General features: G+C 25.8%; 42 protein-coding genes. 5 read left to right on the forward strand and 37 right to left on the reverse strand.

Features of this window, described 5'->3' with window-relative positions; genetic code table 11:
- Nucleotides 1–66: 66 nt before the first annotated feature.
- Together HPY57_15025 and HPY57_15030 are read left to right on the forward strand one after the other, a co-directional pair.
- Nucleotides 67–1,008 (forward strand): hypothetical protein, encoded by a 942-nt coding sequence (locus HPY57_15025; protein ID NPV13077.1) that lies wholly within the window; start codon nt 67–69, stop codon nt 1,006–1,008.
- Nucleotides 1,009–1,018: 10 nt separating this feature from the next.
- A complete protein-coding gene (locus HPY57_15030; GenBank protein NPV13078.1) occupies nt 1,019–1,234 on the forward strand; it encodes a hypothetical protein in 216 nt (71 codons plus the stop codon).
- Nucleotides 1,235–1,374: 140 nt separating this feature from the next.
- On the opposite strand, the gene HPY57_15035 is transcribed toward HPY57_15030, so the two are convergent.
- From HPY57_15035 to HPY57_15145, 23 genes are all read right to left on the reverse strand, one after another.
- On the reverse strand, nt 1,375–2,001 hold the full coding sequence (locus tag HPY57_15035; GenBank protein ID NPV13079.1) for a hypothetical protein: 627 nt from the start codon (nt 1,999–2,001) through the stop codon (nt 1,375–1,377).
- Nucleotides 1,998–2,309 carry a hypothetical protein gene (locus HPY57_15040; GenBank protein NPV13080.1) on the reverse strand — a complete coding sequence of 104 codons (312 nt, stop codon included), beginning with the start codon at nt 2,307–2,309 and terminating at the stop codon, nt 1,998–2,000. Before HPY57_15040 ends, HPY57_15035 begins: the two co-directional genes overlap by 4 nt.
- Nucleotides 2,203–2,676, reverse strand: a complete 474-nt coding sequence (locus tag HPY57_15045; GenBank protein ID NPV13081.1) for a hypothetical protein — start codon at nt 2,674–2,676, stop codon at nt 2,203–2,205. Before HPY57_15045 ends, HPY57_15040 begins: the two co-directional genes overlap by 107 nt.
- 212 nt (nt 2,677–2,888) lie before the next feature.
- Nucleotides 2,889–3,539: a UV DNA damage repair endonuclease UvsE gene (locus HPY57_15050; protein NPV13082.1), complete on the reverse strand. Its 651-nt coding sequence runs from the start codon at nt 3,537–3,539 to the stop codon at nt 2,889–2,891.
- Nucleotides 3,540–3,954: 415 nt separating this feature from the next.
- Nucleotides 3,955–4,125: a hypothetical protein gene (locus HPY57_15055; GenBank protein NPV13083.1), complete on the reverse strand. Its 171-nt coding sequence runs from the start codon at nt 4,123–4,125 to the stop codon at nt 3,955–3,957.
- A gap of 83 nt (nt 4,126–4,208) precedes the next feature.
- The gene (locus HPY57_15060) at nt 4,209–4,547 is read right to left on the reverse strand and encodes an HTH domain-containing protein (GenBank protein NPV13084.1); all 339 of its coding nucleotides are present in this window, start codon (nt 4,545–4,547) and stop codon (nt 4,209–4,211) included.
- Nucleotides 4,483–4,701, reverse strand: a complete 219-nt coding sequence (locus HPY57_15065) for a hypothetical protein (protein NPV13085.1) — start codon at nt 4,699–4,701, stop codon at nt 4,483–4,485. The genes HPY57_15060 and HPY57_15065 overlap by 65 nt, the downstream gene beginning before the upstream one ends.
- Nucleotides 4,694–4,951: a hypothetical protein gene (locus HPY57_15070; GenBank protein ID NPV13086.1), complete on the reverse strand. Its 258-nt coding sequence runs from the start codon at nt 4,949–4,951 to the stop codon at nt 4,694–4,696. Before HPY57_15070 ends, HPY57_15065 begins: the two co-directional genes overlap by 8 nt.
- Nucleotides 4,941–5,348, reverse strand: coding sequence for a hypothetical protein (locus HPY57_15075; protein ID NPV13087.1), 408 nt, complete (start codon nt 5,346–5,348; stop codon nt 4,941–4,943). Before HPY57_15075 ends, HPY57_15070 begins: the two co-directional genes overlap by 11 nt.
- Nucleotides 5,349–5,350: 2 nt before the next feature.
- Nucleotides 5,351–5,869: a hypothetical protein gene (locus HPY57_15080; protein NPV13088.1), complete on the reverse strand. Its 519-nt coding sequence runs from the start codon at nt 5,867–5,869 to the stop codon at nt 5,351–5,353.
- A 34-nt stretch (nt 5,870–5,903) separates the two neighbouring features.
- Entirely contained in the window at nt 5,904–6,131 is a 228-nt protein-coding gene (locus HPY57_15085) for a hypothetical protein (GenBank protein ID NPV13089.1), read from the reverse strand.
- Nucleotides 6,132–6,259: 128 nt separating this feature from the next.
- Nucleotides 6,260–6,538 (reverse strand): hypothetical protein, encoded by a 279-nt coding sequence (locus HPY57_15090; GenBank protein ID NPV13090.1) that lies wholly within the window; start codon nt 6,536–6,538, stop codon nt 6,260–6,262.
- A 111-nt stretch (nt 6,539–6,649) separates the two neighbouring features.
- Nucleotides 6,650–7,336, reverse strand: coding sequence for a hypothetical protein (locus HPY57_15095; protein NPV13091.1), 687 nt, complete (start codon nt 7,334–7,336; stop codon nt 6,650–6,652).
- Complete coding sequence (locus HPY57_15100; protein ID NPV13092.1) at nt 7,326–7,859, reverse strand: hypothetical protein; 534 nt, start codon at nt 7,857–7,859, stop codon at nt 7,326–7,328. The genes HPY57_15095 and HPY57_15100 overlap by 11 nt, the downstream gene beginning before the upstream one ends.
- A 73-nt stretch (nt 7,860–7,932) precedes the next feature.
- Nucleotides 7,933–8,175: a hypothetical protein gene (locus tag HPY57_15105; GenBank protein NPV13093.1), complete on the reverse strand. Its 243-nt coding sequence runs from the start codon at nt 8,173–8,175 to the stop codon at nt 7,933–7,935.
- 71 nt (nt 8,176–8,246) lie between these two features.
- Nucleotides 8,247–8,579: a hypothetical protein gene (locus HPY57_15110; protein NPV13094.1), complete on the reverse strand. Its 333-nt coding sequence runs from the start codon at nt 8,577–8,579 to the stop codon at nt 8,247–8,249.
- A gap of 138 nt (nt 8,580–8,717) precedes the next feature.
- On the reverse strand, nt 8,718–9,242 hold the full coding sequence (locus tag HPY57_15115; protein NPV13095.1) for a hypothetical protein: 525 nt from the start codon (nt 9,240–9,242) through the stop codon (nt 8,718–8,720).
- A 117-nt stretch (nt 9,243–9,359) separates the two neighbouring features.
- A complete protein-coding gene (locus HPY57_15120) occupies nt 9,360–9,791 on the reverse strand; it encodes a hypothetical protein (protein ID NPV13096.1) in 432 nt (143 codons plus the stop codon).
- Between the two features lie 368 nt (nt 9,792–10,159).
- Nucleotides 10,160–11,215 (reverse strand): guanosine 5'-monophosphate oxidoreductase, encoded by a 1,056-nt coding sequence (locus HPY57_15125; protein NPV13097.1) that lies wholly within the window; start codon nt 11,213–11,215, stop codon nt 10,160–10,162.
- A gap of 111 nt (nt 11,216–11,326) precedes the next feature.
- Nucleotides 11,327–12,436: an insulinase family protein gene (locus HPY57_15130; protein ID NPV13098.1), complete on the reverse strand. Its 1,110-nt coding sequence runs from the start codon at nt 12,434–12,436 to the stop codon at nt 11,327–11,329.
- Nucleotides 12,437–12,569: 133 nt separating this feature from the next.
- Nucleotides 12,570–12,851 (reverse strand): hypothetical protein, encoded by a 282-nt coding sequence (locus HPY57_15135; GenBank protein ID NPV13099.1) that lies wholly within the window; start codon nt 12,849–12,851, stop codon nt 12,570–12,572.
- Nucleotides 12,852–12,914: 63 nt separating this feature from the next.
- The gene (locus HPY57_15140) at nt 12,915–13,265 is read right to left on the reverse strand and encodes a hypothetical protein (protein ID NPV13100.1); all 351 of its coding nucleotides are present in this window, start codon (nt 13,263–13,265) and stop codon (nt 12,915–12,917) included.
- Nucleotides 13,262–13,693 (reverse strand): hypothetical protein, encoded by a 432-nt coding sequence (locus tag HPY57_15145; protein ID NPV13101.1) that lies wholly within the window; start codon nt 13,691–13,693, stop codon nt 13,262–13,264. The genes HPY57_15140 and HPY57_15145 overlap by 4 nt, the downstream gene beginning before the upstream one ends.
- 140 nt (nt 13,694–13,833) lie before the next feature.
- Between HPY57_15145 and HPY57_15150 the strand changes: the two genes are divergently transcribed.
- The gene (locus HPY57_15150) at nt 13,834–14,289 is read left to right on the forward strand and encodes a hypothetical protein (protein ID NPV13102.1); all 456 of its coding nucleotides are present in this window, start codon (nt 13,834–13,836) and stop codon (nt 14,287–14,289) included.
- Nucleotides 14,290–14,525: 236 nt separating this feature from the next.
- Here HPY57_15150 and HPY57_15155 read toward each other — a convergent pair whose 3' ends face one another.
- The 11 genes from HPY57_15155 to HPY57_15205 form a co-directional block, all read right to left on the reverse strand.
- Entirely contained in the window at nt 14,526–14,906 is a 381-nt protein-coding gene (locus HPY57_15155; GenBank protein NPV13103.1) for a hypothetical protein, read from the reverse strand.
- Nucleotides 14,896–15,495 (reverse strand): phosphoribosylglycinamide formyltransferase, encoded by a 600-nt coding sequence (locus HPY57_15160; protein ID NPV13104.1) that lies wholly within the window; start codon nt 15,493–15,495, stop codon nt 14,896–14,898. The genes HPY57_15155 and HPY57_15160 overlap by 11 nt, the downstream gene beginning before the upstream one ends.
- Before the next feature lie 153 nt (nt 15,496–15,648).
- Nucleotides 15,649–16,176, reverse strand: coding sequence for a hypothetical protein (locus HPY57_15165; GenBank protein NPV13105.1), 528 nt, complete (start codon nt 16,174–16,176; stop codon nt 15,649–15,651).
- A 186-nt stretch (nt 16,177–16,362) separates the two neighbouring features.
- Nucleotides 16,363–17,151, reverse strand: a complete 789-nt coding sequence (locus tag HPY57_15170) for a TIM barrel protein (protein NPV13106.1) — start codon at nt 17,149–17,151, stop codon at nt 16,363–16,365.
- A gap of 50 nt (nt 17,152–17,201) precedes the next feature.
- Nucleotides 17,202–17,696 (reverse strand): hypothetical protein, encoded by a 495-nt coding sequence (locus HPY57_15175; protein NPV13107.1) that lies wholly within the window; start codon nt 17,694–17,696, stop codon nt 17,202–17,204.
- A gap of 31 nt (nt 17,697–17,727) precedes the next feature.
- Complete coding sequence (locus HPY57_15180; protein NPV13108.1) at nt 17,728–17,865, reverse strand: hypothetical protein; 138 nt, start codon at nt 17,863–17,865, stop codon at nt 17,728–17,730.
- Nucleotides 17,862–18,212 (reverse strand): hypothetical protein, encoded by a 351-nt coding sequence (locus tag HPY57_15185; GenBank protein NPV13109.1) that lies wholly within the window; start codon nt 18,210–18,212, stop codon nt 17,862–17,864. Before HPY57_15185 ends, HPY57_15180 begins: the two co-directional genes overlap by 4 nt.
- A 12-nt stretch (nt 18,213–18,224) precedes the next feature.
- Complete coding sequence (locus HPY57_15190) at nt 18,225–18,443, reverse strand: hypothetical protein (GenBank protein NPV13110.1); 219 nt, start codon at nt 18,441–18,443, stop codon at nt 18,225–18,227.
- On the reverse strand, nt 18,436–18,636 hold the full coding sequence (locus HPY57_15195) for a hypothetical protein (protein NPV13111.1): 201 nt from the start codon (nt 18,634–18,636) through the stop codon (nt 18,436–18,438). The genes HPY57_15190 and HPY57_15195 overlap by 8 nt, the downstream gene beginning before the upstream one ends.
- A 104-nt stretch (nt 18,637–18,740) precedes the next feature.
- Nucleotides 18,741–19,007: a hypothetical protein gene (locus tag HPY57_15200; GenBank protein NPV13112.1), complete on the reverse strand. Its 267-nt coding sequence runs from the start codon at nt 19,005–19,007 to the stop codon at nt 18,741–18,743.
- Nucleotides 19,008–19,099: 92 nt separating this feature from the next.
- Nucleotides 19,100–20,353 (reverse strand): hypothetical protein, encoded by a 1,254-nt coding sequence (locus HPY57_15205; protein ID NPV13113.1) that lies wholly within the window; start codon nt 20,351–20,353, stop codon nt 19,100–19,102.
- Between the two features lie 690 nt (nt 20,354–21,043).
- On the opposite strand from HPY57_15205, the gene HPY57_15210 reads away from it, so the two are divergent.
- A complete protein-coding gene (locus HPY57_15210) occupies nt 21,044–22,753 on the forward strand; it encodes a hypothetical protein (GenBank protein NPV13114.1) in 1,710 nt (569 codons plus the stop codon).
- Nucleotides 22,754–22,785: 32 nt separating this feature from the next.
- Here the strand turns inward: HPY57_15210 and HPY57_15215 are convergent, their stop codons facing one another.
- From HPY57_15215 to HPY57_15225, 3 genes are read right to left on the reverse strand one after another with little or no spacing between them, the layout of a single operon-like run.
- Entirely contained in the window at nt 22,786–23,247 is a 462-nt protein-coding gene (locus HPY57_15215; GenBank protein ID NPV13115.1) for a hypothetical protein, read from the reverse strand.
- A 40-nt stretch (nt 23,248–23,287) separates the two neighbouring features.
- Nucleotides 23,288–23,635 carry a hypothetical protein gene (locus tag HPY57_15220; protein NPV13116.1) on the reverse strand — a complete coding sequence of 116 codons (348 nt, stop codon included), beginning with the start codon at nt 23,633–23,635 and terminating at the stop codon, nt 23,288–23,290.
- Between the two features lie 28 nt (nt 23,636–23,663).
- Nucleotides 23,664–24,842 carry an AAA family ATPase gene (locus HPY57_15225; protein NPV13117.1) on the reverse strand — a complete coding sequence of 393 codons (1,179 nt, stop codon included), beginning with the start codon at nt 24,840–24,842 and terminating at the stop codon, nt 23,664–23,666.
- Nucleotides 24,843–24,910: 68 nt separating this feature from the next.
- Between HPY57_15225 and HPY57_15230 the strand changes: the two genes are divergently transcribed.
- Complete coding sequence (locus HPY57_15230; GenBank protein ID NPV13118.1) at nt 24,911–25,567, forward strand: hypothetical protein; 657 nt, start codon at nt 24,911–24,913, stop codon at nt 25,565–25,567.
- Nucleotides 25,568–25,619: the final 52 nt, after the last annotated feature.

The following is a 25,619-nucleotide window of genomic DNA, read 5'->3' on the forward strand; positions in this document are numbered from 1 at the left end:
TATAAAAAATATATTGTGTTTGGATTGATATTCTATAATATATAATTAAAAAAATAATTAATCTTTATGGGTGAAAACGATAAAAAACAACAAGAAGAATATTTAGCAAAATTCTTAACTGAAACAAAAGATGAGATTAAAGAAATAAAAACAACTCTAAAAACAATTAGTCAAGATAGTTCATTGGGATATCTTAATGTAGATTTGGATTTATTACCATTAGGTATTTTTTATCAAGATGGTACAAAGATCAAAATTAGAGCCGCAAAAGTACATGAAGTACAAGCATATTCGGTTGTAGATGATAAAAACTTCTTAGATGTAACTGAAAAAATGAACCAATTATTATCAAGTTGTGTAAAAGTAACATTACCAAACGGAAATAATGGATCATATAAAGATATTAAAGATGGTGATAGATTGTCTATTATATTTATGATTAGAGAATTAACTTTCCAAAAAGGTGCTTCATTAGCCAAGGAAGTTACTTGTCCTCATTGCAAACATGAATTTTTAATTCCGTTTAGAGCAACATCAAATAGTGAATATCCAAGAACCTTTGAAAACCACGAAATGCCAGAAAATATTAAAAAATTCTTTAATAAAGAAAGTAAATGTTTTGAATTTAACATTAATGGTGTTGTTTATAAATTAGCTCCACCTAATATAGGAATTCAAGAAATTTTCTATGGGGATATAAAATCAAAGGTTCAAGCACAAAAAAATCCTAACGTATCATTCTTAAAAATTATTCCATTTATGTTATGGGATAGAACATCGATAACAGAAGAAGGTATAAAAGCAAAAGAAGATGAATTTAAAAGAATGGATATGTACACTTTTCAAGTGATTAATAAAGCTGTAGATAATATGGTTTTTGGTCTTAAAGGATTAAAAATAAATTGTCCAGAGTGTCAAGGGGAGGTGCACTCAGACATGACCTTTCCCGACGGAGCGTCAAGTCTTTTCGTTATTTCAGATCCATTTAACGACTTTATTAAAGAATAAGTTTGAGTTCATGTGGCAAAAACAAATTTCTCCATCTGAAATAGATAGGATGGACTATTGGGAATTTGAAGAATATATTAAATATATGAACGAAAGAAATAAAGAGGAACATGATAGAAATAAGAAACAACAAGAAGAACAACAAGAGTATCAAAACAAAATAACACCAAAGATACCGAACTTCAGTGATTTCAAACCTGGCAATTTTAAGATACCTAAATTTTAAAAAAAAAATAAACCCACAAGAAATTGTGGGTTTTTTATTATCTATCTGTTTTATTCAAATTTCCTTCATATATAATCCCATCTACTTTTTCTGGAATAATGTGACAATTGAAAGAACACCATTGAAAAATTATTCACACCTCAAATGGAAAAATCATGGTGAATGGCATCTTTATTTATACGTTTTAGTTTTTTATATCTATCTTTATACATTAAATATTTAGATGGTTTACCATTTTCTAAGTGAAAACAATTAGGACACATAATTTCACCATGTATCTTAACATATTCTGTATAACCACAAAATTTATTATGATTATTAACTGGTGTTTTACATTCTTGCCAAACATTTGTTCTTTGATAAAAAAGATTCCTTTCCAAGTCAAAAAAATTGACATTTTCTTGAACTTTATTCCAATTAATCGAACCAGGACAATTAACATCTTCCAATTCTGGATAAATATCTATCGCATTGTCTTCATTTAAATCTGAATATACATCTCCCCAATCTTCGTTATTACAAGTTGTTACAAAGTAGTGTTCTCCATACTTGTTAATCCAAGTATCGTAATTACAAGAATAAAACATTACAGGTTGATCCAAGTCTTTACATTCCTTTAACCTTTGTAATACTTCATTCACTTGAGGTTTATATTCAACTCTTTTTATCATATATTCTGCTAACTCAGAAATATTATTCCATCTATTTTGATCAATGATAAATGAACTTGAACTAGAATTGCTTACAAATCCGTTTCTTACTTTCATATTATTCTTTTTAATTTTAAATATTTCTTCCTTTCCATATCATTTGTATAGTGATATTCAATTAAATAACCATATTCCCAAAAATTTATTAATATTGATTTTGCAACACTAAACATAAATCCTGTTATACCCATTCCTGGTTTTTCATCTGCTTCAGAAGAAAATTTTTCAATAATTTCCTTTATAACAGGTTCATTATTATTAATTTTTAATTCTAAAATTTCTACCCCCTGTGTAAAACCAATACACTGGAAAATAAAGAACTTGTTTCCAAATTGGAAAATGTTCTTTGAATAATTTAACAGCATAATAATCAGCTCTTTTTTCAGAATGATCATTCTCTTTTAAAGCATAGTGGTGTCCGAGTTCATGAGCAAATGTCATTAAAGAAAATAAAGTTTTTGTTTTACCAAACATATGTTCTTTACACCATTCAATTCTAGGCAATTGTTTTACAAAATTTTCTATAGGTGTGGCGTTTGTAATATATACATACCTTCCAAATACTCTTTCAGAATAATTTTTTACATTTACGTTAATATCTTTAATGGTATCATAAGATTTCACATATATTAATTCTTTTTGTGATTTCTCCATAAGAAAATTGTGGAATTTTTCATAATCACCTTTTAATATAAAGCCACCTATAGTAATAAAAAAAACGAAGTATAACATTACTACAAATAAAAACATATATAAAAACCAACATATTAAAAAATTTTGAAATACTACAATATTTTTAGTTTTTTAAGTTTATAACACAAAGGTAGGAAACTTTTATTAAATTAAAAAAATAAATTTAATTTTTTATATATTTTAAAACAGCCAATTCTTTTTGCTTACATTCTAATTCTGTATCAAAAATATGACCAAAAGTTTCAATTTTTTCATATATAATCAGCGTGAGCAGTTTTCTTAACACCTTGAGATTCTAACAATTTTGAAGAACTCATATGTGTTAAAGGTGTTGTTTGCCAAGTTGATAAAGCTAATTCAAGCGCTTGTTGCATTGTTTGATCTTGTTTACCACATACAAAATGAAATTGGTCAAATATAATAGGTATACCAATAACTTTATAAATACCATTATATAAGTCTTTTACAGAAAATTGATTCGGTGAATCATCATTTTCAACGGTCAAACGAGATTTACAAGAAGCAGAAAGTTTGCTAAAATTTGTACAAAAATTCTTCATAGCAGTTTGTAAATCTGGTTTAGTGACACCAACATGAATGTTGATAGGATAATATGTTGATTTGTCAAGTAACATAAGATCCATTAATTCTGCATGTTTATTAAGTTCTACAATAGTCTTATCAACAACTGAAGGTGTCAAACTTGCAAGTATATTAAAGGGACCTGGATGGTACGAGACTCTGATTTTATTGTTTTTAATATAGTTGCCTATACTTTCTAATTTAGATTTGATTGTTTTGAAGTCTGGTAAATCTGAAAAGTTATATTCAGACATCCAAGGGAATGAGTCAGATGATAGTCTATAAACAAAAATATTATTGCGAACATTCCACTTCAATATAGTTAAAGTGTCGTCAAGATTTTGTTTGACTAATTTTGATACATAAGGTAAACCCTTGTCATTATTTTAAATCTTGCTGGTTTATTTCTATATTTTATAGATTTAATAAACCACTTGGTTGTTTTCTTTCTCAAAAAGAAATCTTCTCTATCTTCACGGCAAAATTCATCAATGCCATGAGAAAAGTATATCTTAATATACTTGAATGATCTACAACTTTTTCTATTTCTTTTGAGAATTTTCATAATTTACAAATATACAACAAAATTTCGAATAAAAAAAGAGCCCGTTGTTAAAACGGGCTCTGTCAGCTTATTACAGGAGTTTAACCTGTAGCTCCATACTTTAATGAGCCGCTTTTCTGCATTTGCTGACAATTATCTTATATCTAAACTTATATATTAAATTTTAAGAGTTATAATGCTTTTAAAGCATTTTCTAATGCTTTTTGTTGATAGTCAAAAAGCGATTTTTCTTTTGAAAATTCTTTAAAATCCAATCCAAGCCAATTGGCTGGAAGGTTGTTTTGATTAAAATTTTCTCTATGTTTTGAAGGTATAGGTTCATATTGTTGTCCTTTTAACATTTCATTTAGTATTTGTTTTCATGTCAAATATTTTCATTTTTTTTAACTTGATAAACTCATCATGTTAAATAATAAATTTTTTTTTAACTTGATTCGGTAAATAGTTTGTATAATGGTTCGTTGATGTAATAATTGTTTTTCCATATTTTTACCTTTTTTAGTATCCCATATTTTTCTAATTCATCTAAATATTTCGCTGCAGTTTGCCTTGATACTTTTAGGTCATTTGCTAAAAATTCAATTTTAGTGTAAGGATGAGAAAACAAATTATTTAGTAAATCTTGCGAATAAAAATTAAAATTATTTCTAATTTTATGTTTATATTCTTGCATTAAAGTTTTAATGTTTTCTATAAGTTTAATTGTAAATATATAACCAATCTTTGATTTCGTTTTCATCTTCATATCCAAGGTCAGGACCATTGTATAAATAAAGAATATCTAAATATTTATGGTGATTTAACCATTCTGTAAAATCAGTCATATCCATATTCATATGAATTCTATATGATGGTTGTATATCTACAATAATGATTTTTTTATTAGGATATTTTTCTGTTCTAAAATTTTCAAACATCGTTATCATCCTTAAATTGTTTTATTTTAATATTGAAATCAAACCATTCATCAATAGCTTGTTTACATTGTATAATAGAAACTGTATCAAATCCTTTTTTTATTTCATTAGCAAACACTCTGTAATATAAATCTGGTACAGACCAATAACCAACTTCGCCAGGTGATTTTTCAGGATTTTTAACTAATTTATATCCTTTATACCACCTAATATTTTTTGATTTATTATATCTTTCAAAGTTAGTTTCCATTAGGATTAAAATTTGGTCTATTTGTATTTAAATTTTTTGGTCTTTCCACATTACCATTTATGGCATCATTTCTTGAATTAGTTCTATCATATAAAACTTTTATATCTCCATCTTGTCTGTAATCCATTTGAATATTAGCTTTTATATCTTCTGTTTCAATTTTATCTACTTTCGCTTCAACTTTTTCAATTTTATCCAATATTCTATTTTCAGTTGAATTAATTTTACTTTCCAAACTTACTTTAAACCCCCAAGCAACACCTAATATTAATAATGATAATGAAATAATAATTCCAACAATCCATTTGAACGATTTCATACTGATTGTAACAGTACCTTTATCTGTAATAGCATTATCTATTATATCAATATTGTCTTGTAATGTTTTTTTAGCCATAATTATTTCTTTATTTTTGTATCATGAAATGGATAACATTTATCAAATTTAATTTTAAATGTATTAATTTTAGATTTTGAAGAAAAAAAAGCCACATATAAACTTGGATCTAAATATTCATGGTGGTCACAAATTATATAAGGTTTGTGATAGTCATATACAACTATTGGTTTACCATTTAAATTATATTCTGTCATATAAATGTGTATATCACTTATGTATGTAATAGCTTTTTGATAATTACCTTTTTCATCTACTTTATTAAAGAATGAATTTGAATAAAAATAAACATAATACCAATAATTACCATTTTTATCACTATTATAAGTTCTTATAACACACCACATGAAAGAACCCCATTCATTTTCGTTTTCGGTAATCCAATCAACTTGTGTATGAAATTTCAAATCATGTTTTAATTCTTTTTGTTTGTATTGATAATATATTTCTTTTTTATTCTTTTGGGAATATGTTGAGAAAAAACAAATTAACATTAATAGAAAAAGCAATGTTCGTTTCATAAGATATAAATATTTTTAAGTATATATTAAAAATCTAATTTTTTTTATTTTTAGCTTCTTCCTTTATTTCATGAAACCTAATTGCTAGTTTTTTACATAGTTTGAAACCTTTAAAATTTTTTATACACCAATCAATATATTCTGGGTAACTTTTCATAATTTCTCCGATAGATTTACCTTCAAACTGACCAAAATTCAAAATCTGATCTTCTGATTTAAAGGAATAACTTATCTTTTTCCATTTTTTATTTTCTTCTGACATATATCAATTTTTTTAAATTATATATTATTCTCTCTTTTACTTATTGTACCAAACAATGTGAGTTACATTTAATAGTGGATATTGGATTAAAGGTGGACTTAAAAGTAATGATAAATTTTTTTTCGTTCCTACATCAAAACTAACTGTAACCACTCTTCTACTGACGTAACTCCATAATTAAAATTGGGTACTAATTGACACTGCTTTAAGTTGTCAAAATATTTTTCCGATATAAAGTTTGATCCGGTCATATCTTTCATCATTCTACCACGTTCAACTATATTTTCAATAGTTTCATCTTTTGAGTAGATAAACGGTATTGAGCAAGGGTAAATTCCTTTTTCAAGTAAGTTGGCATCAACATACTGTCCGCAGTGCATTAGTGCCTTAAATTCTGTTTCTTTCATTTTTTTATGTTAATAATTTTTTATGTTAATAATTTAAGTATTTTGGTATAATCTTTCATTACACTTGGATAAAATAAAGATAAATCAAAAATTTGTGTTCGATAACATATATTAATGATGACTTATTTGCCAATGTTTTAGTTTATCAAAAACACCACTATGTTCAAGATATGCTTGAATATCTCCATTATTATCCGAATAATGATAATATGATATAAACTTATCACCAAAATCATTGATGAACTTTTCAGCAGATTCTTCTACCAATTTATCCATAGTTTCATTCGATTCCCAAAGCGCTTTTCTAACTTCTCTTAATTTTTCAACTGCTTCAAAGTACAGTCTTTCTCTTTCATTTTCAGTCTTTTCATTAAGAACTCTTTCGAGTTTGTTTTTTCTAAGAAAGGTTTGTTTTTCTTTATCTGAAAACTTTTTTAATACATCTTCCCAATATTTCTCTTGGTCTGAAGCAATTTTCATTTCTTCTTCATATTTTCTACAAAGTTCTTTGTTTGGTTTGTAACCTTTTGAATACCAATAATTCTTATCACTCCAAGAATTATATTGATATAGTTCTCTTTGTATCTTTATAATTTCGTCTTTTGATAATTGTTTAGTATCATTAAATATAATTTGAGCAAGTTCTTTTGCATCATAAGAATCATCCCAATATGTATGTAGTTTTTCGCCATTAAATAAAATTTGATGTACTTCTTCTACTGAAGTTGGTTTTTTATCCCAAACAACTATAAAAGAACTTGAACTACTATTACTTACAAAACCATTTCTAATTTTCATCTTTTAAAATTCTTTTTAATTTTTCTTTTCTAAATAATTTTTGATTTGGATTTCCATCTGGGTCACATAAACAACTAGGGCAAAACACAGAACCATCATCAAACTCTAAAAATCCACAATGACATTTATTACAAGAATTGTCTGTGTTTGCTAATTTACCAAGATACTTATTATCATATAAAGGAAAATAAAATTTTTCTTCATAAATTATATCATAATATTCACCTTCTTCTTCGCATTTTATAAGATTCCATTCATAATGATAACTAGCTTCAACATATATTTTATCATCTTTCTTAACTATATAAATATTATCACAATATTCTATTAGAATTGATGTATCTTTATTTTTAAGTTTTTTAAGATTGTTTTTAATCTTTTTATATTTTTCTTTATAATTATTGTCTTCACTGACTAAAACATCAATTATTTGAAATGCAATGTCAACACAAGTATATTTATTACCATCGATAATGAATGATGAACTTGAACTATTACTTACAAAACCTTTTCTAATTTTCATTTGTTTATCCTTTCTAATTTATTTTCACGAAATAATTTTTTATATACTTTTTATGACTATTTTGATGGGTAATTCATAAAGACTTCATATAATCATCAATTTCTGATTCTTCGATAACTTGAACAACATCAAAATCTTTCTTCAAAGAATCAACTATTTCATCTATTTCCAAATTCGAAAATAGAGTGCCAACAGACGGATAAACACCATCTATTAATTCAAAATCCCACTCGTAGTTTCGTTGCAATTTTATAACAGATTTTTCACCACGATCTTCTAAGTAGAGGTAATATACATCATCAAATAAAAAATCCATATGTTTTGTTTAATTTACAAATATAAAACTAAAATCTATACAAAAAAAGTCCTCTTCAGGACTTTTTTATTTTAACAGTAATATGAACCATAGAATAATTTAAAGTCACTATCTTTGACATCAGGAATTATTTTCTCTAACTCATTTCTTATTTTTAGTAGTTCTTCAAGAGAAACATTACCATTGTCTATTTCTGAATTTGAACTGGTTGCCAATCTTCTTCCTAATTTTATTTTTCCATTTTCGTGTATGGTGTCAATTTTTGATTTGTGCATATTATTGTACCAAATGTCAGTCCAATCGATACCATCTTCACCGTATTCTTGTATTTGTTCATTTAATTCTTTTTTATACACATCTTCTGGTAAGAAACTTTCACAAAGCCATTGATAATCCTCAACCATATGAGCACCCTCACTTATTTCTATTCCAAAAAGAACAAAAGAACATTATGTGTCTTATAATTAACATAATCATTATGACCAAAAGTCATCCTCATTTGATTTCTTCTTCGTGAATTTCTTCTTACATCGTATAACATACTAGTTATCAAGGTAGTGTTTAAATTCGTCAATATCAACGAATTTTTCTTTCATTTCTAATTCTATTTGTTCTTTTGTCTTACCATTTTCCTTTAACAGATATTTAACCATATCTGAAGTGGTGATATGTTCCATTTGACAGATAGGACAGTATTGTGCAGGAAGTTCGTATCTATATTCATGTTGTTCTATAATTTCATCATAATCTAAATCTTCCTCACAAAGAGTCAATTTTTTTAATGTTTCTTCATTTTCTTTCAATGAATCAACATAATAATCCTTAGCACCGTAATTTTCAATTGCTTTTTTTGTTTTATTTATAGATTTTTCAACAAGAGCAATTGCAAATTCTCTATTAAATTCAAAATTTATAGCATGGTCTTCACAAAAAGTATGACCATTTTCACATTGATACATTTCAGCATCATGTAGTGACATATCCCAACCACTTACATCTTGTCCACATACATCACAAACAAATGATGAAGAGGATGAATTACTTACAAAACCTTTTCTTATTTTCATATCTTAACTTTTTAAAATTTTTTCAACTTTATCTGGACTTATTAAAACACCACAACCTCTTAGGTAGTAAAACTACGAAATAGCTTGAACTTGAGTTGCTTACAAAACCATTTCTTTTTATTTTATTGTTAATATTCTATTTAATTTTCTTTCTCTACTATTTAATCGTATGTTTGAAAAACATCTAACTTCTCTTTTAGTATTATCGACATCTATACGGTCTATCAGTTTATAGATTTTTAATTTTTGATTGTTTGGAATTTTTTCCAAAATTATCTTAGTTAAATAATAATCTGGTATAATAAATTCTTGTTCTGTCATAAGATTCATATAATAATTTTCGAGAGGTTCTGTGTAATCTCTTTTAAACCTTTCTTTAAAGGATTTTATCCATTCTTTATGTTTTAATTTGGTTTGATTGTTAAAATCTGACCAATCCAATTTATAAACATCACAAGGTTCATTTCCATTTCTACTACTATTAGTAGTTATTCCAATTTTTATAAGAACAGGAAATCTCAAACCATAATTTGTTTTGTTAATTATCATTTTGTAATCCTTATTAATTTTTTAATTCTTAATTCTTTATTTATTTGTTTAACAGACCATTTATCGTTCAAATATTTACCATATGTATTAAAGTTTATATGTGTTGTTGCATCGATATGCACATTAATATTGTACTTTATATCAACAGTTGGCCCAAAAAAAAAAAAATAAAAACAGTGTATGATATGAGCCATACACTGTTTTATTTCATATGCTGTTTGACGCAAGCTACCCCATTTATAACTTATTTCACTAAAATAAACTTCGTCTTTTAATTTATCAAATGTTCTTTGATTTTTAATCCAGTTTTATCATTTTTCTAAACGATTGCTGTTTATTGATTTCTTTTTATTATTTTATGACTTATATTATTTATTATATCTTTTAAACGCATTTTCTGTAATCATATTAAATTCTACTTGACCAATAAAATCTTTTAGTGAAGTTTTATTTGTATAACTCATTGCACTTGATAGATAATGTTTAAAATTATCACACCAACCTTCAAGTGTATATTCAACTTGATTCATTCTAGTTATACCTTCTGATGTTTTAAGTATTTCGTTACCTAATGACTTCTGAACTTCTTTGGTACTCATACCTCTAAATTTTTTAAAAAATTTAGAACCATTTTTAAACATTAATTTAGTCGTATCTGAATATTGGTCTACAAGTTCACCTGGTTCTGTACCCCAATCGTGTTTAACATTTTGTGTATAAGTGTCAGCACAACTTTCAAGAGCTTTATTTAATATTGAACCAAGCATAACATAATCAGCTCCAAGTGCTAATGCTTTAATAATGTCAGAATATTTTTTAAAACCACCATCAGCCACAATTTTTGCAGGTTTATCAAATTTACAAGATTCTTCATAACATTCTCTAATAAGAGATGCCATAGGATAACCAACGCCTGTTTGTTCTGTTGTAAGACAACCACCACCATTACCTATACCAATTCTAATATAGTCTGCACCAGTATCAGATAATAAAGTATATGTCTTTGGATTTGCAATATTACCAACCATTAATGTTAATTTATCACCATATTTTTCTTTTGCTTTTTTTACAATTTCAAATAATTTTGACATATGACCATTGGCTATATCTATCAAAACAAGACCATTTAGGCTTTCTGCTTTTCTTTTAATATAAAATTCTTCAAATGCATCCAAACCAATAGCCACACCTTCACCTTTCAATGGAAACAGTATTTTTTCTGTTCTTGGTAGAATTGGATATATTTTATTATTATTAAAATAAATAATATTTTTATAATTTATAACTGTGTCCATTGGAGCAGTAAATAATGGTAACCAACCATCATTATAAAAAACATTTACATTTTTTCTGCTTTCTACATCTGATTGTTCAGCAGGTTGTATTAAAATATCATCAAAATCAAATTTTACATCGTTTTTCATTTTTATTTGTTTTAATTTTTGAATTCTCATATAGTTTTTGTACATTATTTCTAATACAAAAAATTTTAATCTATTTCTAAAATATCCTTATATATTTATCAAGTAAATTCATTAAATAAAGTCTTTTGTATCAACCGATTTAATAAACTTAGAAAAATCAAAATATTTGTTATATACAGACATAACTTTATCAAATGTTATATCTTTCAAAATTGGTTCAACTTGCCATTCTCTCGGTATAATATATTTACCAACATTATTATATCTATTAATCTCATTCTTTTTAAATTTGATTTCTAAACTTTGTTTTACAATATCAAACCTTTCTTGTGTCATAAATTTTTCGGGATTTCCTAAAACAAACGCTGTAATTTTTTCAATTTCTTCAACATTTTCATCAGATGTTTCAGATGTTATATTAATAATACCACTATTATTTGTTATTCTGTCAATATAGCAATTTATATAATAAACCAATCCTCTTTTTTCTCTTATTTCTTGATAAAGAGGTGATTTAAGACCCATGCCTAACATATTACAAATAAAATCTATATAAGCAAAATCTTCAGATAATACTTGTGAATTATAAATTACCGATGATTTTCCGTTTCTGCTCTTATATGGCTCAAGAATATTTGGATATTCACCAGCAACTATATTTTGTATGAATGTTTGTGTGGAAAATTCAATATCTGTAACAAATTCAGAATTCCTAGATACATTTATAATTTCATGCGGTTTTGAAAACTGTAATTTGAAATAGTCCTTAATATCTTGATATTTAAGACTTTGTAAATCTTCTTTTAGACCGATTGGTCCATAATTGTTATATAATTTTCTATAAAGATTTAATTGATGATTATAATTTTGCTTATTAAAATAATCTTTATATTCTTCTAACACAATCTTTCTTTCATTTTCAAATTGTTCTTCTGTTATTGAAAATGTTAATAATTTTTTGAGTATTATGTCTCTATATTTTGATAGATATTCATCTAAACCAATATAATAAAAAACTACTTCATTGTCTGAAGTATATGCGTTCCAAGCAATACCATCTCTATCAAAATCATCCAACATATCATCAAGATGATGACATATAAGATGTTCCATAAGATGGCTTAAACCAAACCAACCTTTCTTTTCATTTCTTACTGATCCTTTAAAAACAATATAGAATCCACTTAAATCTGTTTGACTTTTTATATTTATTACTGCCATGTTATTATTTATTTTTTGACTTCTATATATATATCATTTATTAACCAAAATGTTTTGGAAATTAAAAATTAAATTGAACAAACGGTGTGGAAAGTTTATTAGATTTGATAAAGTTGAAATAAGAATTTTTTAATTAAAGACCTTTTATAACTTTTTGATAATCAAAACCATCTGCAAAATAATAAACTTTATAAATATAATCATCATCTTTTTTTCTAATGTATTGAATATCAGCAAATTTATCTATAAGAAGAATGATTTTGTTTTTATTTCTGCTAAAAGAAATAACTATTTCATTATCTTCATTTTTTGATATTTCTGCAGATCCTACTATATTTAGTATACTATTTGCAACATCAAGAATATTTTTGTTATTAAAACCACATTCTTGATATATTTCATATAACTTTTCCATAAAATTATATATTCTTATTTAATAGTCTTTTTAGTTTAATTTCTCTTAATTCTGGTCTTTTTTTCATTCTTCTTTTGTATATTTCTGACCATTAATGAAATAATATTCATGAAAAATATAATCACCATAATTAAAATGTTTTCTTTTAATATATGCTGGTCCTTCTATTCTATGTAATTCATTATTCTTTAAATAATATTCGGTAATACCTTCATTAAATTTTTCAATTCTAATATATGTTAAATTGTTTTTATTTTTGTTAATAAAATCATTTGCTTCTTTTATACTTTTGAAATTACCGACTATATATGATTTACCACTTATGATAAATTCTTTAATATCTTCTATCATAACGGATGTTTCTATAGTGGTATAAAAACCTTTTAAAAATTCTATTCTATAATATTCAATCATATACAACCTCCACAGCTTCCTGAACGCCAATCACATTCACTTATTTTAGAGTATATTTCAGAATATAAATCTCTGTCACCAACAAATTTTATCGAATAACCTTCTTCAAGACACTGTATTGCATATCTTAACCAATTATCTTCTTGTTTCCAACAATCAGCATCATCTTCGTAGTAATATTCGGTTTCTTCAAAATGCTGTATTGAATATGTGCCACGAGTACCCATACTATCACTTTTAATAATTTCTGGTATTGGTAATTCCATATTGTCAATTTTGATTGTCCATAAACCAGAACATAGGTTAGGATATTTTCCTGACCAATTAACATATATTTTAGATTTTGTTACATCGTAAGGTATTATTTCTTTTACTTTTTCTGAAACAGAAATATTAAGAATTCTTTTTAATTTGAATTCTCTTTCCATTTTCTTAGGTAATTTTTTGAAATGAGTCTTATCAAAACCTTGAATGATACCATTAGAATTACGAACATAGTAAATAGAATTTTTTTTCAAACAAATAATTTGTATTTTTACTAAAATATATTATTATGGATAAATGTATTATGGACATAAGTAGCAAAGGTAAATACCCCTCAAACGCATTAAGTAATTTCTCACCACATCCTTTTGTATTAGATGGTGTGGAAATATCTTCGATGGAAGGCTTTCTTCAAAGCCTCAAATTTAAATCACCTGAAATGCAAGTTGAAGTATGTAAACTTGTTGGTCTTGCTGCAAAAATGAAAGGTAAGAACAAGAAGTGGTTCAAAACTCAAACTTTATATTGGAGAGGTGTTGAAATAAAAAGAGATTCAGATGAATATCAGGAACTATTAGACAGAGCATATAATGCAATGTATGAACAATCAGATTCATTTAGAAAAGCACTTGCTGCTTCGGTTGGTTGTACTTTAACACACTCTATGGGTAAGAACAAAAAGAATGAAACCGTTTTAACAACTCAGGAATTTTGTTCAAGATTATCTATATTAAGAGATTATGGAAAAATTGAAAGATAATGTTAGTTCAGTCTAAAATAAATAATGGTTTATTAGATGTAAATGTTGCATATAACGTTTTCAGAGAAGATGAATACCATTAATTTATCTTCTCTTTTCGAGACTTTTATTCTAATTTTCTATTTAGTTGACCACATCTGACCTTCTGAAGTCTTGTGTATGCTACCAGTTTAAACATCTGCTTTTAAATGTCTTATTTCTTCTAAGGTAAGATTTTTTTTTTGATTTCTTCAACATTAATTTCCATCTTTATTAGGATTTAGATTTGATAAATATAAGAATTCCATATATTTATTGAGAGCCACTTTCACTTCTTCTGATTTTTCATAATCATATTTATTGGCATATCTTTTCATTATATCACCACTTATTTCAATCATAAATTTTATTGGCGATTCTGATTTATGCATCTGTTCAAGATATTCATTAAAAATATCTTGTGAAAATTTTGATGAATCTTCTTCTACTTGTTCATATGACATATTATGTTTTTCAAGCATATAATCATAGAAATCATAAAAAGGTTTTACATCATTTATAAAACTTTCAACTTTTTCTTCTGGGAACTTTGATTGTAATAATTTTCTTAGTTCTTCTATCGTTATTTTATCTTTCATATAGATATTTATATGTTCCTTTTATAAATTTTTCAATTACTAATGGATAGAATTTTAATTCTAATTCATGTACTTTTGATTTTATATCCTGCCAAGTATCTTCTGGTATAATTTTTATGATTTTTTGAAATATTATTTTACCAGTATTATATTCTTCATTCACTATATGTATTGATATTCCTGTTTCAGCAACGCCAGATTTTTTTACAGCTTGATGAACATTATCACCATACATACCTTTACCACCAAATCTTGGAAGTAATGCAGGATGAATATTTATGATCTTATACATGTATTTTTTGCAAAAATTTATTGGAATTTTATCTAGGTAACCATCAAGCACAATATAATGGACTTTATGTTTTGTTAAAATCCGATCCATTTCTTTGTACCATTTTGTGCAGTATGTGGGCACTTTGTATCTTCTTAATCGTTTTAATACACCAACATTTTCTTTATTTGAAATAACACAAGCTACATTTGCATCTAAAAAAGGCTCAAAATACTGAATAATATTTTCAGCATTTGAACCTTCACCTGAAGCGAAAATCGCTATATTTATGGCATTTTCTAATTTTTCAATTCTCATAAAATTCTATTATATTTTAATTTGTTTTTTCAATCCATTACCCTACAAACACAATGAAACGATTAACACCGCTTCATTTTCAATTACCCCGAATTCGGTGTAATTAAACTTTGGATTATTAATTAATATTTTATATATAATAAAGTTAATAGTCTAATGAAAATGTAAAACGCAATTATTACCGCTTGTAGCTTTCATGAAATCTTCATACACTTTATAAAACCATTCGCTCATTTTTTCTTTGGCAAGTTCATTAAATTTTACAAAATCTTCATGTAATTTTTTACAAACTTCTGGACCAATCACACCTTCACAATCACTGAAATGTAAAAGTTCAACAAATGGCTCATTATAAACATCAATAATAGACATTTTATTTTGTTTTCCTAAAATTCTGTTTAATTTCTTTTCTCTATGATATTTTGACCATTCAAACTCTGTAAAATACCAAACCCTATTACAATACTCGTCATATGTTTCATTACTGAAAAGTTTTAAAACATCATTTCGCCACAAACTATAACTGCTATACGAGCCTACACGAAAACCATAAAAATAATCTACTATATATTCTTGATCGATTTTTAATGTTCCTAATTGATATACAAATGGTTGTTTATGAATTTTAAATTCTCCTTTACCTAATCTTACATTACAATAAGCACTAATATCTAAACCCATATTAATTTTCGTTTAATATTCTTTTTAATTTGTCTTTTATAAATTCTGCAATATTCTTTTCTTTTTCAAGCCAAATACTACCAACTCATGGGTAAGAAGATTATTCTCATCGTATTGAAGGTTAATACTTATTAATGGTCAATTAATGCATGAAAACCTGAATATCTTTTATTTTCTCTTATTAATTTATCCTTTATATTTTTCACAAATTAATAAATCATTTTCCATATCACCAGTTTCCATTATCATTGGAATATTATATAATTTACACAGATTGATTATATTTTCAATTTCTGTTTTTGTAAATTTTGCAGTTTCATCAAACAATGAAACATCATGTTGGTCTTTGTGTTTGCCAAACTCAACATTAGAACTCGGATTGTTAAGATGTACCAGATTAATATATGATTTATATTTTTCAATATATTTGATAACATCATAACCTGCAGCGTACATATGAGCTGTATCAAAACACATACCTATTAAATAATCATTTTCATATTTGTCAATAAATTCTATGATTTTGTCAAATTTCAAACGATTTCCTCCTTCAGTAGTAGTTTCAATAAGCATTCTTGTGTTTGGTCTACCACCTACAGATTTTTCAAATCTTTGATAAGCATTATAGATATTCATTTGTGTGAGTGCCATACCATTAACTATGGATTTGTTTGAACCCATATGAATTACTAATCCTGATGCACCGATTTTATCACAAAATTTTAGATTTTCTTCAATAGACTTTGGTATGACTGGTTTATCATCAGCGAGATTTATAAAATAATTACTATGAACAAACACAGGAATGTTCAATTTTTTCATTGCATTAAAATCTGCTTCAGTATATTTTGTACCTGGAAAGTAACTCTTTGGACTACCAGGAAAGATCTGAACAGCGGTCATTTTTTTATTTACTATATTGCTTGCAGTTTTTACAAGACCGCCACTTATCGATATGTGATATCCTATTTTCATTTAATCAATTTTAACTGTAATAACTATATAAATTTGTTTATTTCCATATCTTACATATTAATAATACATACGATTATCCACTTTTCTGGAATAGATTCAAACCAAAATAATTTTTCTCCATACTGATCCTTCCTCCGTATTGTTTGTCCATCAATAAAATATAGTTTATCTCCATATCGGTCTTTGTATCTGATAGTGTTTTTGTCAAAATAGAATAATTTCTCTCCGTATTGGTCTTTTAATCTTACAGTTTCTCTATCAATAAAAAATAGCTTGTCACCATACATATCTTTTCGTCGAATAGTTTGTCCATCAAGATAATACAACTTCTCACCATATTGGTCTATTGACCTAAGAGTGTTTCCATCTTTCCAATACAATTTCTTGCCATATTGATCTAATAGTCGTATTTGTTGACAGCTAGCCCAAATTGGTATTAATAGTAAGAAAAAAATAAAAATTGATTTCATGATGTTTTTATTAACTGCAATCAAATCAGAAAGTTTTACACCAACTATAATTTTTGAACAAGCAGTTGAACTCATATTTTTATTTTTTACAAAGTTAATAAATTTTTTATTTATCTTTCAAAATTCTTTCGAGTTTATGTTCTCTAAAATATTTTTGAATTTCTCTCTCTATTTCATCATTTGAAATATCAAGATCATGATTTTTAATCACATCAAAGTAACTTTGTGAACAATAATTATTCATATATCCATAGAGACATTTTTTTTGAATTTTTTATAATATAAATTTTCTATTTGTAAACTATCATAGTCCCATAACTCATCTTTGTCAATACCGAGTATTTTTGAAATACGTGGTTCATATTTAAAATCTTCAATTAAATAAATATCAAAATAATCTGGATATTTACTAACCACATATAGTTTTTCATAATCATCTAAATCAAATACATCAAGACCTTCACCAAGGGTTGGTCCAACCACTACATAGTGATTGTTCAAATTCTTAATATCTTTTATATCAACTTTTGTTCCTACAAGTAAGAAAGAACTTGAACTAGAATTACTAACAAATCCGCTTCTTATTTTCATATTATCTTTATTTTAAGGTCTTTTAAATTTTTTGTCTATTCTTTTAAGTTTCACATCTCTTAGCGTTCTATTAGCAGCTATTATACAAAATCTACAACCTGTAGTTTCTTTTGATATAAATGGTGGACAAGACATACCATCAAGTATATTTTTATTTGAAATAAGCCATTTAGCTTGTTCTATTGGATTAATAGACACGCTTTCAAAATTATATGTATTTATTTTATTCACCAATTACACAATATAATTTTAAATCTTTTGACTTTTTTCTTACAAGACCATCTTTTACCCTTATGAGTAAATCAAATTGATTACAACCAATTTGTTCTTTGTGTAACAGTTCACCATCTACAAGAGTACCGTCACTAATAAATACAAATTTATCGTTTATTTTAAGGTCTTTTACTTTTACGTTTTCTTTCATAATTATTCGCTTAAACTTGTTCCAAACTCATCTTCTTTGAACTCACCATCTTCTGTGAGCCATATTTCAGCAACAAATATATAGTGGTCACAATCTGCTGCAAATCAATACACATTTTTACCATTTTCATCTTTGTAAAGAGAAACAATACCACTAGTTTTATTCAAATCAATTGTACCTTTAAACTGAAATCTACCATTTTTAGTTTCTTCTTTCATTCTCTTTGTTAAGTAATTTTCAAACTTAACTTTGACATCTTTATCTAAAGACTTATCAAAATCATAATATTCTATGTCTTTAATAAATGTTAAATTGTTTGTATTCATATTTTTATTAGTTTTTGTTTCTATACTAATACCAGCATCCTTCATAACATCTTCCAAGGTAATTGTTTTTTACCAGACTGCTTTAATTTATGAAAACTTTCCATAAATTTTTCCTTCTTAGAATCTTCATTCATATATTATTCATTAATAAATTCTTCAATTTCTTTCACGTATGCATCATGATTAGGAGACTTTTCAAGTACACCAGTAATATAAGGTATAATTTCTCCTGCTTTCTTCAAAGCCACTTTTGCACCAGGGAAAGTACCTTTTTTCAGAATAGTTCCAAGATTGGAAAGACTTGCTTTGCCAACCATTGTACCATCAAGTTCAACAGGTTCAAGAATAGCAAGTGGTGTTAAATGACCATCTTTACCCATCTTCCATTCAATATCAAGAATGATTGTAGAAACTTCTCTTGCAGGGAATTTGATAGCAACAGCCCACTTTGGTTCGTGATTGTTTTCACCTAACCTAAGTCTTTTGTTCTCTGGAAATTTAATAACGATACCATCCATTAAAAATGGACATACATTATCTTTATAATTTTTGAACTTATTATAAATTTCAATAAAACCTTCTTTAGTGGCAGGAGTCTTAACTAAAAATGGTTTATAGTTTACATTAAAACCAAAATCAGCAAGTAATTGCATAGAATTATCAGGATAAAATTTCTTACCTGTTTTTTCATCAATTACTACTAATGAATAAGCAATAAATACTAAATCTTTCAATTCATTAATATTGTATTCATCACGATTCAATACACCTGCAACAAAATTTCTTGGATTGTCAACTTTATTAGGGTCAGAATATCTTTTTTTCCAAAGTTCAACATCAATTACAACTTCACCACGTATTTCGAGAGTTTTATCTTTAAAATCATCTATATTTTTAAGAACTGTAGGTACTATATGTTTCATTTTATTAGTCTTATCAAGACCAAATTTCTTATCACCTCTTGTAAGAGCTTGACTTAATTCACCATTACGGTAAATAAGTTCTTGACCATTACCATCATATTTACCACTTGCTTCAATAAAATCTGATTTGATACGATTTAAAAATAATTCTATATCATGAAATGGCATATTTGATTCATCATTAATCTGTATCTTCTGTAAGGAAAGCATAGGTGTAAGATGAGGATATTTAGTTTCATCCCTTTCATCTGAATCAAGAATGTTAGCAACATCAAGACCCAATTCTTTTATTTCTCTAACAGTTGGAAAATCAACAAAACTGATAACCTTTAATGCCAATGGGTTACCAGTATCTTTAAGATTTTTTTCAAATTTATCAAAGTCTGAGTCTAAGATAGTTGGAGTACCAAGTACATAATACTCATATTTATACCTTAAATATTCTTCGCAACGTTCTTTAATCGTCATATTTAAACTTTTTAATATTTTACAAAGATAAAAAAGATTATTCAGAAAATAAAATTTTAACAATTTTTTTATAAATCTGAGTATAATTCTTCTTTAATATTTTCTCAGCCGTATACATTCAAAATCCTTTTAAGTTAATACTATCTATCATTTCAAATTTTTTTTAATTTTTAATGCCAACATTCATTACCATAATCATTTTAAGCCAATAATACCTAATAATTTTTAAACCAATAATACCAATATTTACCAAAATCTTCATTATGATAAATACTTTCAAAAATTCTAACTTTAATACTATTAATTTCAAAGACTAAATCTTTACCATCATGTTTTTCAATTAGTTTCATTCATTCAAAATCTTTTAGCATTTCTTGATTTATAACCCAATTCGTAATGTTGATATTTTTCTGGACACAATTTACTGTAAAAGTGGTAGAAAGTGTCAAATTACAATGTCGTGAATATTTTTTATATGTTACTTCAAACTTTTCCATAAACTAATTTATTTATCTTTTTTCTAAAAGTTGTTTATATTTTTTTCATCTATATCTTAAATCCAAACTTATTGTCTTTATTTTTTCATTTTTAGCCAACTTTAATTATAAGTTATAAATATAAGAAATAAATATAAAATTAAAAAATTAACAAACCTAATAATAGTATAATTTTTTTAATATATAAATCGTTATGAATAAAAAACACACTTTTTATAGAATAGCGCTTGCTTTTGGCGCAATATCACTTGCTGGACCAGCCGCTTATTTTTCTATTTTTGGTTTATCTAAACTTTATATAGGCGCTGGAATAGCAGGTATCATTCTTTTTGGCGCTATTGAATTTGGTAAAATAGTTACTGTTAGTTACTTATATGCCTTTTGGAAAACAATATCCTTGGTAAGAAAAACTTACCTAACATTTGCTGTTATTGTTGCAATGACTTTAACATCAATTGGTATTTACGGATTTCTGAGCGCAGCATTTCAAACAACTTCCACAAGTATAGAAACCATCAATAGTCAGATTCAAGTTATTGAAAATAAACAAAATATGTTCAATAAAAGAATAGATAATATTAAAGAACATGTGCAATTTAGAACAGATCGTGTTAATAAATTATCAAATTTGAGAACTCAACAAGAAGTAAGACTTGATACTCTTTATCAAAGAGGTAATTTTGCAAGTGCAAAGGCAACAGAAACTAATATAAAAGAAACTAATATAACTATAGATAAATTAAATGATGAAATATTGGAATTGAATAGTGAAATAGCTTCACTTAATGATTCTGTAAGTACTTACGATGTTAAGATTATGGAGTTAAAAAATAATCAATATCAACATGATTTAGGTCCATTAAAATATGTGAGTGAATTATTAAGTATTCCAATGAATAAAATTGTGAATTGGTTAACATTGGCTATTATATTTGTATTTGACCCTTTTGCAATAGCATTATTAATAGCATTCAATCATCTTACTATACTTTCAAAAAAACGTAAAGATGATGAAGATAAAATTTCTGAAAACAAACCAAAATATAAAAATCCGTTTGACAAATTAATAAAAAAGTTTAATAAAGTACAATCTGAAGAAATACAATCTGAAAAAGTACAATCTGAAGAAGAAATACAATCTGAAAAAGTACAATCTGAAAAAGTACAATCTGAAGAAATACAATCTGAAAAAGTACAATCTGAAGAAGAAATACAATCTGAAATTATTATAGGGGAAACAGAAGAATCTAAAACAAAAGAATCTAAACCTGATGAAAAACAAGAAATACAGTATATAATTGAACCTGTAAAAGGGGAAACTGAACCTGTAATTGAACCTATAAAAGAAATAGATTATTGGCAAGAAACACACAAATCATCTGACATTGAAGAATATTTTGGGGAATTTAAAAATATTCCAGAAGTTAATATGCAAGATAAAATAAAAGATGAATTACAATTTGAATTAAATACAAGGTTAAATAAAGAAAAGGAACGTTATGAACATGAAATATCAGAAAAACTCAATGAACATATTAATAAGATAACAAATGAAAAAGAACAATTTGAAAAAAAATTAGAAGATAAACTCAACGAACATCTTAATAAGGTAACAGTGGAAATACAGAAATATGAAGAAAATATACAAACTATAATCGATGAAAAACAGAAAATAAAAGAAGAAACAATAAAATTGAAAGAAAAATTATTATCACTGGAAGACAAATTAAAAAATGCTCATAAGTTTACTCAGAAATTTATTGATGAAATTGAAACCAAAATACGAGAAAAAATAACAGAAGAAATGCAAGAAAAAATGAATGAACGAATAGAAACTATAAAAGAACAATTGGTTGATAAATATGAAGGCAAAAGAAAAATTATTTTCAAAAATAAACAATAAAATAAAAACCTCTCAATTTGAGAGGTTTTATTTTATTTATTTTCTTTTCTTTTCATTAATTTATTAAATATATAACTTGCGAATATTTCTGGTTCATAATTATTTTCTAACCATTCTTCAATATACGTTATAGAACAATCAATATCTGGATCATGTTCTTCCATAAATTTATTATAAAGTTCTTCGCCTTTTTCATAATATTGTTGTTCTTTGTCAATTTCTTGTCGTTTATGCATCAAAAACTCTTCTTCTGATTGTTCATATCTTTCATTAACAAAATTATCAAAACTCAAAATGAATTTTTCTTCAGTTAAACCTCTTTTGCGGTTTGCATAATATTCTGATTTTGTTCTCTTTTGATATTTCTTTTTAAGACCAGCATCTTGTATTGATGATGAACAAATTGCGTAAGGATTTGCATTAGGATTTTTCTCTTTTACCTTTTTAACACAACGGTCCCATTTTGCTGTATGTTTTGATTTTGCATCTGGCATAATTATATAATTTATTTTATATTATATATTAATTAAAAAATTACAATTCGCCAAATTCTGGTTCTTCATTATTTAAACAAATAAGTCTATATTCACAACCTTCTATATTAAAATTATCATATATTAAATCTAAATATTCGTAAAAATCAACAGCACACATATTATAAAGCGTATTAAATAATTCATATTCATCATTATAACCTATTAATCCTATAGCTTCAAAAAATAAATTATTTGTTTCAGAATCAATTTCTTCCATAATGGCCCATATTGCATCTTCTTTTGTTTCATAATCTCCAATGATTTCATCATTTAATCTTACTTGCCAATTTAAATCATTTTGATATTCTTCATAATCATCTAAATATTCATCCCAATCATTTCTCATAATTTTTGAATTATTTTTATGGTATATATTAGATTTTAAACCCTATTTTCTTTTCTACTAAATCATCTTCTATTATTTGATTAGAACCTTCATAAATTTCAGCCAAAGTAACAGATTCATCAAAATTTTTATCCAAACCTAATTTCTGTGCTAATTTATTTGCATCTTTTTTACTAAGTTTGCCAAATTTATAACTTACTTGTAACCTACCAGCTCTTCTTAAAGCATTATCTATAAGTTTGGCATTTGTATTAAATGTTGCTATTATTTGAACATCCATATAATCATTCAACAAACCATCTGTCATATTTAAAATATTCGAAACAGCTTGTGTCCTATCATTTATTGTTGTTGCTAAAACATTTTCCGCATCTTCTAAAATCAAAATTGTATTTTTAAAACCAGCAATAAAAGATATAAATTCTGGATCTGCTATATTACTCATCATATATGACGGTATATAAATAATAGTCTTTTTTTCACTTAATAAACTTATAATTTTTCTGATATATGTTGTCTTACCTGTACCAGGATCACCATGAAATAAGAATAATCCATGACTTTTTGTTTCCAACCTATTTAATATTTCTTGATGTATAGGTAAAAACTTTTCACCATAATTCAAATTTAAATCAATCTCCATATCCTTTATATATGACGCTTTCAAAACAAAACCAAACTGATTTGTAGAGATTGTGAAAAATTGATTTTTAGTAGATGGTAAATATGAACAATCAATTAAATCTTTTACTATTGTATCTTCTAAATCTTTTGTACTTATTTGATCAGGATTATAATAAACTACCAAATTATATATCTTATTTGATTTATCTTCTTCCGTTACATATTCATGGTAATCAGAATCTTCCCAACCTCTTAATTCATCATTAAATACTAAATAAATATAACTTTCTGTTGAATACTTATCTGAATAATCGTTGAGAAAACATTTAATAACATATTTGTATTTTTTATGCCTTTTATTTTTTTCATTAATTTCAACCTCTATATGTGTTATAATATTTTTTTCATCTTTTATATCAAATTTTTTAGTTAAATATTCCCATACCGATTCTGAATATAATTCAGATTTTATATTATAACTATTTACAATTTTATTGTATTCAAGACATATTAATTCATATTCTTTATCATCTGAATCTACGTAATTATATACATTTTTGTAATTAAAAGAAAATACACTCATATTTATCCCCTTCCTTTATTTTTTACTATTATAATTTTATATATAATGTAAAATCAGTCCAAAGAATAGTGAAAACATTAAAGAATTATAACACTTTTATTTTTGAAAATGCTATTGAAATGCAAGAAATTTTCAATGATGCTGATATTTTAGAATCTATCGTAACAGATTCTGATGAACTATTAAATACAATAAAAGCAAAAGAAGTTGACCTATTTCAAGTTTTTGAACTAAATCCAGATAAGTTGAAATCAAATTTCACAATTCAAGAATTATATGATAATAAATACTTTAATAAAGCACTTGTAAAAAAAGGATTTAAAAAGAATGAATTAGAATCAACCGAAGAAACAGAAACTTTTTTGGATGATTCTATTGTTATTAAATTTTTCTCTATTTTCAAAAATAATGCTTCCGAATTAGAACAACCAGAATATATTATCTACCAAAGTAAGAAAAGAAACCAAAAAGATTGGGGTCAGGTTAAATGTTATAAAGTTAATGATAATATGAAAAATTTTTATGATAAATTAACTAATAAATCTATTGAAATTAAAAAAGGAGATAAAACATATATTTATGTTACAAGTAATTCAGGAAATGATTGGCAGTTACAAAAAAGTATGAAAAATCAACAAACAGATAGATTTAAGGAATATATGACTAATGATGATATTAAAGCAATTCTATTAGACGATGATGTATCAATAACAATATTGGCTTAAATAATAAAACCTCTCAAATCTGAGAGGTTTTTTTCTTAACATATCATATTCA

The sequence above is a fragment of the Ignavibacteria bacterium genome (assembly GCA_013177855.1).
Classification (GTDB): domain Bacteria; phylum Bacteroidota; class Ignavibacteria; order Ch128b; family Ch128b; genus Ch128b.